This window comes from Oleiphilus sp. HI0117, from assembly GCF_001635235.1.
Genome location: NZ_LWGA01000953.1, coordinates 1 through 12,257, shown reverse-complemented (window position 1 = coordinate 12,257; position 12,257 = coordinate 1). Strand labels below are relative to the sequence as shown.

Sequence of the window (12,257 nt, the reverse complement as noted above, 5' to 3'; positions counted from 1 at the left end):
AGAAGCAAGTAGCAGAACTTCAATCCAAAAAACAAAATTGAACGAGTACAGTATCATGAGTAAAGACAAACAACCCGATTTCTCGATGATTATCGCATCAGCTGTCCACGACATGAAAAATTCGCTCAGCATGCTACTACACTCCGTAGATCAGATGTGCGAAGAACTGCCTGAAGAGTGGCAACAAAGAAACAATACGACTGTCGTAAAATATGAGGCTGAACGTGTAAATAGCTACCTTGTACAGCTACTTGGCTTATATCGCCTGCAGAATGAAATGCTATCATTACATATCGATGAGTGCTTTGTTCACGACATCCTGGACGAGCAATCCGCACACTATTCGCCAATGCTCAAAGATAAAAATATTGAACTCGAAATCACCTGTGATCCAAATATATCTTGGTATTTTGATAGGGAGGTAATTTTGGGCGTTCTTAATAACGCGCTAAATAATGCTTCACGCTATACCAAATCGATCATTGAAATCGTCGCCTACATCAAAGATGATGACCTGATTATAGAAATACATGATGATGGAATCGGTTATCCTGACGAGCTATTGCAAGCCTCACCAGGAGAAGTAATAAATAACATTAACTTTCAAACTGGCAGCACCAGCCTGGGAATATATTTTGCTGAAATGGTCACTAAACTTCACACACAAAATGACAAGCAAGGGTCTATCAAGTTATCAAATGGAGGCAGACACGGAGGGGGAGTCTTCACGGTAGCACTTCCCTAAATCAAATTACCAAGCCAGCCTAGATTTTTCTTACTCAATAGGTGGGAGGTATTCTTTAAACAGTGCGCTGCCAAGCGATGCACCGGTAACATCAGACAGCCCCCACACTGAAAGTATTCTGCCGTCACGTAGCAAGGCATTTTGCCTCAAGGTTAACACTTCGGCACCTGATGTCTCTTGAACAATCGTACTTTCACTCAGCCACACCTTAGACAACTTAGAATATTGTCTTGTATTGATTTTTGGGTGGAACGAAGTATTCTGAACCCAACTTAAGACACCGTTACCTTCATAGTCAAAGTTTAGTAAAGGGCTGGTAACCGGTCTCTCAGAACCAGATCCAGTAACTGGAATGTCTTCAGCAGTAGAAAAGCCAGAGCCGGGATGATAAGAACGAACTGTAAGACTGTTCACACCATCGTCGAACAGCATTGACCAAGCCACAAATAACTCGTTCAAATTATTGTGGGCCAGAGTAAACTCACTAACGCTTGCCGAGTCATCATATTCAATCTTTTTAGCATCTTCCCACTCTCCGCTAGCGTTACGATTAAGCATTAGATCATATCGACTTCCAGAAGATTGACGCCAAGCAACGTAGAGATCGCCATTATCAGAAATTGAGGGTTTAGGTTGAACCGCAAAGTGTGTTTCTGCACCAACAACATCAACAAACTGTGTTTCATCACTGCTCAGAGTTGCATCACTTGATACATTGAATCTTCTTGCTCTAACTCTGTCGAAGCCCGACACTTCCTGTGACCACACCACCACACCAAGACCTGAGGAACTAAGAGATAATTCAAGGTCTTGGGCGTCTCCCAAAACATCGGCTCCTGATACTGTATCAATATAAATTGGAGCGCCAAACCCCAAACCATTAAACCCGGTAATAAAATTAAAAGAAAGCAGCCTTACACGCTGAACACCGGCAGAGCTTTGTTGAATGAAACCACCAACAACCCCTCCAGAATCACTTAAGCTAAAACTGGTATTTCTAACCTCACCATCAACAGAAGACCCACTTAAAAGATCTCGTGGCCCGCTCCATGCATTCCCATCAAACATGTTAACCCATGCTGTCAGCTGTGCGTCAGGAGACCTTGGCTGAATCCATATAACGACCGCATGCCCCAGCTCATTAATAGCGATTTCTGGAGAGTAAACGCTACCAAGACCAGCACTATCCAACCTTAATGAGTTAACGCAGGAAGAATCAAGAGAGTCAGGATTCTTGCGGCAATGCCGTGAAGCAGACTCAGTTCCGGGTAGAACCCAGACTTCCTGATCCGCTAGATATTGACTTGCCCAAATCTGTGTCACACCTTCAACACTCTGCTTCCAAACCAATAAAGTAGTGCCACTTTGACTACTTTGGATAATCGGCTCAAAGCTGTCCCCTTGATGAAAGACTGCCTGTGTACCCTCTTCATTCAAGTACTTGAAATTAAGAGTTTCGGACTCGTGCCATACGCCAGACTCCGTCGTAAACGCGACCCTCTCCCCGCCTTCAAGAAAATTACGCTCATCCTCACTTGTTGACAAATCATCTTCCACTAAATCATGTACGTCTGATTCCACTTGAAGAGTATAAGTGTTATGTAAGGCAAAACGACCACTACTCAGCCCTAATGTTAACTCAGTAGCGTCAACATCAATCAATTTACCGCTTTCTTCATCTGGTACTTTTGACTCCCCAGGGACAGTACTGTGAGAAATATTTATTTCTCGCTCAACAGGCTCTGTAATTGAGTCAGGATCGAAACTACCAGAATAAATACCAACTCGATTATCAAGTAAAGAATCTATATTCATTTTCTCACTAAATAACACAGTTGGATTTAAGTCCACGCCGTAGCTTATCTCTTCAGAATCAGGAGTGATGCGAATAATAGTCGGTGCAGTAGTATCGGTGGCAGCTTCAGGCAGACTACGAGTACCATCGCTATCACAGGCAGAAAGGCCCGAAAGAAAAATAACAACCAGGAGTATTAGTTTATTTTTCCCGGCTCTTAGGTAGTGAGAGTGCATTTAAACTCCATATAAATACAATAGTAGAAATGAATCAGGCATTTATACCATGTACCAGATGAACGCTCTATGGTTTACTTCCAAGATTGTGCGACAAGTAACAGCTTCGCTTAGAAAATATTGGACAGTTTGAGTATAAAAGTTTTAATGAGGGCTTTTTTAAACGCAATGAGAAAAAAGGCCTGAATAAATTCAGGCCCTTACCAAGGTTAAGATATCTTCGGAGCCAAAGAACCGTCTTGGTACTGTGCAAACATTGAATCAAGACTTTGAGCCTTAATCTTATCAGCACGACCAGCTGTTCCGAACGCTTCGTATCGAGCAACTACAATTTCTTTCATCGCACTTACAGTTTCTTTTAGATACTTTCTAGGGTCGAATTCTGCTGGATTCTGTGCCATAAAGCGACGCACAGCACCAGTAGAAGCCAGACGTAGATCGGTATCAATATTTACCTTACGAACGCCATATTTTATGCCCTCTACAATCTGCTCTACAGGGACACCATAGGTTTCAGGAATTTCGCCGCCGTACTCGTTAATAACAGCAAGCCATTCTTGAGGTACAGAGGATGAACCATGCATTACTAGGTGCGTACCAGGAATACGTTCATTTATCGCTTTAATACGGTCAATAGCCAAAATATCACCAGTAGGTGGACGCGTGAACTTATACGCGCCATGGCTTGTACCACATGCAATCGCTAACGCATCAACACCAGTTTGCTTAACAAAATCTGCTGCCTCTTCTGGATCAGTTAACATCTGATCGTGACTAAGTGTACCTTCAGCACCAACACCATCTTCTTCACCTGCCTGGCCAGTTTCTAAAGACCCCAAACAGCCAAGCTCACCTTCAACAGAAACACCGCAAGCATGCGCCATTTCAACAGTGCGCTTTGTGACGTCAACGTTATATTCGTAGCTGGAAGGTGTTTTGCCATCGTCCATCAGCGAACCATCCATCATCACTGAAGAAAACCCAAGTTGAATCGAGCGCTGGCAAACTGCTGGAGAAGTACCGTGGTCCTGATGCATACAAACAGGAATGTGCGGGAATTCTTCGATAGCCGCCAAAATAAGATGACGCAAAAAAGGTGCTCCGGCATATTTACGAGCACCGGCTGAAGCCTGCACTATCACAGGACTATTTGTTTGATCAGCTGCTTCCATAATAGCGCGCATCTGCTCAAGGTTATTTACGTTAAACGCTGGAACTCCGTAGTCATACTCTGCAGCATGATCAAGTAGTTGTCGCATACTAATTAATGCCATGATTATCTCCGGTTAAAACATGGATTGAATTTATGAGCTTGCGCGCTCTGTTAACATTGCTACTGCAGGTAAAGTCTTACCTTCTACAAATTCTAAAAAGGCACCGCCACCCGTAGAAATATACGAAACCTTATCTGCGATTTCATACTTATCGACAGCAGCCAAGGTGTCGCCACCACCTGCTATTGAGAATGCATCACTATCAGCGATGGCTAATGATAGCGCTTTAGTGCCCGCACCAAACTGGTCGAACTCAAACACGCCTACTGGCCCATTCCAAATTATCGTACCCGCACTTTTCAGTATTTCCGCCAAGCTCTCAGAGGTTGCCGGGCCGATATCAAAAATCATATCGCCTTCATCTACCTCATCAGAATTTTTCGTTGTCGCAACTGCAGACTCTGAAAACTCACTACCAACCACGACGTCTGTAGGCAATGGGATATGAGTCTTTTCGCTAAGAGCTTTAGCCTTGGAAATTAAATCTTCTTCGCACAAAGACTTACCAACAGCCTTGCCATCAGCAGCTAAAAAGGTATTAGCAATACCGCCACCGACAATTAGCTGGTCAACAATATCAGAAAGTGACTCAAGCACTGTTAATTTAGTGGAGACTTTGGAACCACCAACAATAGCAACTAAAGGTCGCTTAGGTTCTTTTAATGCTTTTCCTAAAGCATCCAGCTCAGCAGCAAGCAAAGGGCCTGCGCAGGCAACAGGGGCAAATTTGCCGACACCATGCGTAGATGCTTGTGCGCGATGAGCGGTTCCGAAAGCATCCATCACATAAATATCACAAAGCTTTGCATAGGCCTTTGACAAAGCCTCATCATCTTTCTTTTCACCAACGTTAAATCTAACATTTTCAAATAACACAACGTCGCCGTCATTCAGACCGTCTGTATCCTGCCAATCTTTTAGTACTGGAATATCTTTACCGAGCAGATCGGACATATGACTAGCAACGGGCGCCAGTGAAAAAGCCTCATCATACTCACCCTCAGTTGGTCGACCCAAATGAGACATAAGCATTACTTTAGCGCCGGCTTCCATAGCATGCTTGATTGTAGGCAATGACGCTCGAATACGTGCATCACTCGTTACCTTTCCATTTTTAACTGGAACATTCAAATCTTCGCGAATCAAAACCCTCTTTCCTTTAAGGTCGAGATCCATCATTTTAAGAACAGACATATAATCTCCCATATAACATTGCGGCCCTGCAAAAAGTCACTTTGCAAGCCAATATCTAGCAACATCGAGCATACGGTTTGCGTATGCCCATTCATTATCAAACCAAGTCAAAACCTTGATCAAACGTCCGCCACTCACTCTTGTCTGGCTACCATCAACAATTGTTGAGTGAGTATCACCAACAAAGTCACTCGACGCTAACGGCTCTTCGGTGTAGTGGAAAATACCAAATTTATCGGCACCAGCCTTTTCGGCTAACAATGCGTTCACATCATTAGTATTAACGGCCATATCTACATACAACGATAACTCTATCGCTGAAACATTAATCGTAGGGACTCGCATAGCAGTCGCAGTTAATTTACCTTTCAAGTCAGGCAAAATACGCTCAACACCTTTCGCCAAACCTGTGTCGACGGGAACCACATTGTTCATCGAGCTTCGAGTACGCCTAAGATCCTGATGATGATAGGCATCGATCGTTGGCTGATCATTCATAGCGGAGTGAATAGTGGTAAGCGAACCAGCTACAATACCGAAGCGTTCATCTATAGCACTCAATACTGGCACAACAGCATTACTAGTACATGACGCACACGAGGCGATTATGTCGCCACTATCTAAGCCAAAATGATTTACACCATAGATCACTGTCTTATCGAAGCTTTCATCACCTGGTTGAGAAACAAGCACGCGCCCGGCACCAGACTCCAAATGACCGGAAACCTGCTTAAGAGAACTAAAGCGACCAGTACACTCCATGACTAAATCTATACCCAGATCCTCCCAAGGAAGCATGCTAGGTTGCGAAAAACGTGTTAAGGCAATTAGGTCGTTCCCGACAACCATCTTCGAGTCACCCTGGACATCAACTGAAAGCGGGAATCTACCAAATGTCGTGTCGTACCGGGTCAAATAAGCAATCGTATCAGCATCTGCAAGCTCATTAATAGCGACAAACTTTATCGAATCGTCACCAACAGAACGGCCTTTCGACCGTTCATAGCTAGCACGCAACAAAGACTGCCCAATACGACCATAGCCATTAATTGCGACACGATAAGTCATTCTGAGCGTCCGATACCTTCAAGGCTCACTATCAGGTCGTGCATTTATAGCAAATCTTCGGCAACATTTAGGATGTTATCAACAGTGAAGCCGAACTCCTCAAACAACTGTCCTGCAGGTGCAGACTCGCCAAAACTATTCATGCCGATCACTCGTCCGTCAATACCCACATACTTGTACCAGTAATCGGCGATCGCTGCCTCAATAGCAATACGCGCAGGAACCTCAAGAGGTAAAACAGACAGGCGATATTCGATATCTTGCTGATCAAAAACATCAGTACAAGGCATAGAAACAACTCGGACATTAACTTCACGCTTAGTAAGTTCGTCTGCAGCAGCAACTGCCAATCCTACTTCAGAACCTGTAGCGATCAGAATCAACTCTGGCAAGCCTTCACAGTCTTTCAAGATGTAACCACCACGCTCAATATTTGCAACTTGCTCTTTACTTCGCTCTTGGTGAACTAGGTTTTGCCGCGAGAAAATCAATGAGGATGGGCCATCGGCACGCTCAAGGGAATGCTTCCACGACACGGCTGACTCAACCGTATCACAAGGCCTCCAGCAGTTCATGTTAGGCGTTAGACGCAAACTTGAAATCTGCTCGACCGGCTGATGAGTTGGGCCATCTTCGCCCAGACCAATAGAATCATGTGTAAATACATAGATAGCACGCTGCTTCATGAGTGCAGACATACGTACAGCATTGCGTGCGTATTCCATAAAGATTAAGAAAGTAGCACCGTAAGGAACAAATCCGCCGTGTAAGGCGATGCCATTCATAATCGCAGCCATACCGAATTCACGAACGCCGTAATAAATATAGTTACCGGCCGCATCATTAGCTTCCAAGCCCTTACAGCCACTCCATAAAGTCAGGTTAGACGCAGCAAGATCAGCAGAGCCCCCCATTAATTCAGGAAGCATTGGACCAAACTGGTTCAAGGAATTCTGGGATGCCTTTCGGCTGGCAATCGTTGCACCATCTTCTTGCAACTGATTAATGTATTGATCTGCTTGTTTAGCAAAATCTTCTGGAAGCTCACCAGCTAAACGACGATTGAATTCGCTAGCAAGTTCTGGATATACCTCTGCGTATGCATCAAAACGAGCAGACCAATCTTTCTCAGCCTTGGAACCAGCTTCACGAGCATTCCAGCCATTATATATATCTTCGGGAATTTCAAAAGCACCATGAGCCCAGCCTAAGCGCTCACGAGTTGCAGCAATTTCATCATCACCCAACGGAGCACCGTGACAATCTTCTTTACCTTCTTTATTTGGCGAACCAAAACCTATTACTGTTTTACAGCAAATAATAGTTGGCTGAGTAGTATTACTTTTAGCTTCTTTAATGGCCGCCTCGATGGCATCAGCATCATGACCATCTACATTAGGAATAACTTGCCAGTTATAAGACTCGAAGCGCTTAGGTGTATCGTCAGAGAACCAACCTTCGACTTCACCGTCTATTGAAATGCCGTTATCATCATAAAAAAGTACCAATTTACCCAAGCCAAGCGTACCTGCTAAAGAACACACTTCGTGGGAAATACCTTCCATCAAACAGCCATCACCAGCAAATGTATAGGTGTAATGATCAACGATATTATGACCTTCACGGTTAAATTGCGCAGCAAGTGACTTTTCGGCTATCGCCATACCCACCGCATTAGAAATACCTTGACCAAGAGGGCCAGTGGTAGTTTCAACTCCGGGTGTGTATCCGTATTCAGGGTGACCTGGCGTTTTAGAATGTAGCTGTCGGAAGTTTTTAAGATCTTCAATACCCAGATCATAACCGCTTAAGTGCAGCAAAGAATAGATAAGCATTGAACCGTGGCCGTTGGACAATATAAATCGATCGCGATTTGGCCAAGACGGGTTCTGAGGGGTATGCTGTAAGTGGCCGTTCCATAACACTTCAGCAATATCAGCCATTCCCATTGGCGCGCCAGGATGGCCAGACTTTGCTTTTTGAACTGCATCCATACTTAACGCACGAATGGCATTTGCTAGTTCACGACGTGACGGCATTAAATTTCTCCCGAAAGATGATCTAAAAAAGCCGCCATTCTCGCTTAAATTACCCTATTGAGCAAATAAAACTTGAACAATAGGGTAATAATATTATGAAGCCTGGGAGGCCGAGTGAACCGTACTCTGGGCAAGGTCCAGCAACTCTCGCAACGCAACTGAATACATTGAAAACTCTGCATCTTCGGTAGCTTTGAATTCAGTGAGCATCTGACGCCATCGCGCCACAAGCTCATCATGCTGCTCCATCCATAAATCGACACGTTTATTTATGTCTTTCGGGGCATCATTCAACTTCAACAAACCGACAGTTAAAGCACGCTGCTGCCAGTCTAGATCTTCTCTGAAAGCTTCACGCGCTAGTGCTTGCCAGTGAGTTAAAGGCGTAAGTGCGTTAATTTGGTAGGAGAACCAAGTTAGCTCTAAGCGATTGCCCAGTAAGTAGTAAATTTTGGCAACCTGATCCAGAGAGCCATCACCCTCTTCCTGCGCCTCTATAATCCCAAGCGCAGAATACAAATGACTGGCCCCAGCGACAATACCTGCGAGCTTTTCCGGCACACCTTGCTCGACCAGGCTATCAAACTTATCTTGCCATAACTGGGCAGATGCGCCAGTCAGGTAACTTGGTAACGATTTAGCAATCTTGGCTATACCAGTTTTGAAACGGTCCATATTCTCAGTAACGTTTAATTCACTGCGACGATTTCTGATCAGCCAGCGACATGCTCTGCGCATTAAACTCATTAACTCAGCCATCATACTGTACTGGAGGTCACTGGAAATAAGGTAATCAAGATCCTCTATTTGCCCCCAAATATTTTCAAGGTCAAATACATCACGCGCGATAATATAAGCCAAAGCAACTGAAGAGGAGCTTGCACCTGTTGATTGCTTTAACCGCTCAACGAATGTAATCCCCATATGATTGACCATATCGTTAGCAACCTGCGTTGATATGATCTCTCTTCTTAAGCGATGATCATGAAGTTGAGCACCGTATTTCTTGACTATCTGTTGTGGGAAGGCGACCTCAATTTCATCACTCAAGTGGTCATCATCAGGAAGGTTCGAGTTAATAAGCTCTTCTTTAAGGTCACCTTTTACATAGGAGATAAGTACTGATAACTCGGGTCTTGTTAGCCCCATATCTAGAGACTTTCGCTCAGTGATATCGTCATCACAAGGCAGGAACTCAAGTTCACGATTCAGCTTTCCTGATGCTTCCATTGCATTGATCAGACGTCGATACTCTTCCATTCTTGGCATCGCATCTTTAAGCGCTATACTAATTGCTTGTGTTTGACGGTAGTTATTTTTTAAAACGAGATCAGACACGCTATCCGTCATGTCTGCTAACAGTTTATTTCTTTGCTTCTCAGTTAAGTCTCCATTCAGCAATATATCATTCAAGAGGATCTTTATATTCACTTCATGATCTGAGCAGTCTACGCCAGCCGCGTTATCGATAAAGTCTGTATTTAATTGCCCGCCACTCTGAGCATACTCAATACGAGAAAGCTGGGTCATACCCAAATTTCCGCCCTCACCGACTACTTTGGCTTTTAGCTCTTTACCGGTGATACGTAATACATCATTAGCCTTATCACCCACATCCGCGTGAGTTTCCTTGCTCGACATAATATAGGTGCCAATGCCGCCAAACCAAAGCAGGTCAACCTCTGCCTTTAGTATTCGATTTATCAAATCATTTGGAGCCAGGCGCGTTTCCTTTGTACCGATAAAGTCCTGCATTTGCTTCGAAAGTTCAATAGACTTAGAGGAACGTGAATAAATACCGCCACCTTCAGAAATCAGTTCTTTGTTATAGTCATCCCAGGTAGAGCCCTGCAGTTCAAACAAGCGCTTTCTCTCTGAAAAGCTTGTTGAAGGGTCCGGATCAGGATCAAAGAAAATGTGCATATGGTTAAATGCCGCTACTAGCTTGGTATGCTTGGATAGCAGCATGCCATTTCCGAAAACATCGCCTGCCATATCACCGATACCAATTGCAGTGAATGGCGTTGTTTGCGTATTAAGACCTAGCTCTCTGAAATGGCGCTGAACTGATACCCAAGCGCCTTTTGCAGTGATCCCCATTTTCTTGTGGTCGTAGCCGTGACTACCACCCGAAGCAAAGGCATCACCAAGCCAATGCCCCTTCTCCAAAGATATCTCATTCGCAATATCAGAGAAGGTTGCTGTGCCTTTATCCGCGGCAACTACGAGGTAATAATCGTCATCATCATGACATACGACTTCGGTCGGCTTAACCACTTCACCATTAACCAGGTTATCGGTTACATTAAGCATTCCGGTAATAAAGGTTTGGTAACACGCAATCCCTTCAGCGATGAAGCCTTTCCGGTCGCTTGGAAAATTCTTAGCAACGAAGCCGCCCTTCGCACCAACCGGAACGATAACAGCATTCTTAACTTGCTGAGCCTTAACCAAGCCTAAAACTTCAGTGCGATAATCTTCATAACGATCAGACCAACGCAAGCCACCACGAGCAACCTTCCCCCCACGCAAATGAACCCCTTCAACCCTGGGCGAATAAACAAATATCTCATACATTGGAACGGGCAAAGGAACGTTTGGAATTAAACGCGGCTGCAACTTATACGAAATATAACTTTTATCCGCACCACCGCTATCGTGCTGATAGAAGTTTGTACGCATCGTTGCTTTGATCAAATCAAGATATAAACGCAGAATCTTGTCTTCGGTCAGGTTATGTACATTGTTTAGCGCCTTGTAAAAGTTTTCTTCTATCTTATCTAGCAGCTTTAGATTCTTTGCAGATAAAGCGTTTGCACCGGGTTTAAAACGGTGTTCAAAATAGTCGCTAAGCAAGGCCGTGATTTCTACGTTTGACACCACCGTATTAGAAATAAACTCTTGAGAGTTGCTAACGCGAATCTGTTGCATATAACGGGAGTAAGATCGTAGCATAGCGATTTGACGCCAATTCATATAGGCACTGATTATTAACCTATTAAATCGGTCATTCTCTGCGTCTCCCTGCCACACTTTGATAAATAGCTCTTCGAAATTATCACGAATCTTCGAAATATCAATTGGCTTCTGATCGCTTGTCGTCAACATAAAATCATGTAACCACACCGTAGCTCCTTCACGATCAATACTTTCGTAAGGGTTCTCACCGATAACTCTCAGCCCCATATTTTCGAAGATAGGCATGACATCAGACAATGGGATCGGTTGATCAGCATGAAAAAGCTTAAAGTGAACGACTTTTTCATTTTCTTCTATCGTTCGATAAAAACTCATACCAATCGTATTTTCAGTTTTTACCTTTTCTATATTCTCGATATCGACCGCAGCTCTTCGAGGCGAAAACTCTTCTCGATAACTTGATGAAAAAGCGGATCTATAACGGTTGATATAAGTATTTGCTTTCTCTTCGCCGTAAGCATCAAACAAAGATTGCTCTAGATCGTCTTCCCAAGACTGAGCTACAGCAACAATTTTCTCTTCAATGTCAGCAACGTTAAACGCACTTCGGTCAAAATGTTCAACACGCAAGTTAATATGGGTTCGCGCAAGCACTGACTCAGATATAAATGTATTAAAGTCAGTATCAGCAGCACCTAAACTATCTTGTAAAATTCGCTGAATTTTAAGGCGAATATCCGTGCTATAGATTTCTCTTGGGACATAAGCCAAACATGAGACAAACTGGCTAAAAATATCCTCTCTTATAAATAGCCTTGTCTGCTTTCGCTCCTGTATATAAAGGGTTCCCATAATAACGTCGAGCAACTCATCCTTATCAATCTGGAACAGATCCTCCCGTGGAAAAACTATCAGAGACTGCAGAAGCTCCTTGCCCCGATAGTCCCGTATATTTAAACCCGAGTTTTCAGAAACGTAGCTGATTTT

The 12,257-nt window shown here is 43.9% G+C and carries 7 protein-coding genes; 1 reads left to right on the top strand and 6 read right to left on the bottom strand.

Annotated elements, in window-relative coordinates; all coding sequences use genetic code 11:
• Positions 1-745, top strand: a 745-nt coding sequence (locus A3757_RS17080; protein ID WP_231878307.1) for a sensor histidine kinase KdpD, incomplete at its 5' end; no start/stop codon positions are given.
• 30 nt (positions 746-775) lie between these two features.
• On the opposite strand, the gene A3757_RS17075 is transcribed toward A3757_RS17080, so the two are convergent.
• The 6 genes from A3757_RS17075 to A3757_RS17050 all read right to left on the bottom strand — a co-directional run.
• Positions 776-2,776, bottom strand: coding sequence for an Ig-like domain-containing protein (locus tag A3757_RS17075; RefSeq protein ID WP_068554694.1), 2,001 nt, complete (start codon positions 2,774-2,776; stop codon positions 776-778).
• A gap of 209 nt (positions 2,777-2,985) precedes the next feature.
• The gene (gene fba, locus A3757_RS17070; protein WP_068506450.1) at positions 2,986-4,050 is read right to left on the bottom strand and encodes a class II fructose-bisphosphate aldolase; all 1,065 of its coding nucleotides are present in this window, start codon (positions 4,048-4,050) and stop codon (positions 2,986-2,988) included.
• Between the two features lie 30 nt (positions 4,051-4,080).
• On the bottom strand, positions 4,081-5,244 hold the full coding sequence (locus A3757_RS17065) for a phosphoglycerate kinase (protein WP_068554692.1): 1,164 nt from the start codon (positions 5,242-5,244) through the stop codon (positions 4,081-4,083).
• Positions 5,245-5,280: 36 nt separating this feature from the next.
• A complete protein-coding gene (locus A3757_RS17060) occupies positions 5,281-6,312 on the bottom strand; it encodes a type I glyceraldehyde-3-phosphate dehydrogenase (RefSeq protein ID WP_068506446.1) in 1,032 nt (343 codons plus the stop codon).
• Positions 6,313-6,356: 44 nt separating this feature from the next.
• A complete protein-coding gene (gene tkt, locus A3757_RS17055) occupies positions 6,357-8,351 on the bottom strand; it encodes a transketolase (protein WP_068554689.1) in 1,995 nt (664 codons plus the stop codon).
• A gap of 93 nt (positions 8,352-8,444) precedes the next feature.
• The coding region (locus tag A3757_RS17050; RefSeq protein ID WP_068739984.1) for an NAD-glutamate dehydrogenase at positions 8,445-12,257 on the bottom strand (3,813 nt) is incomplete at its 5' end.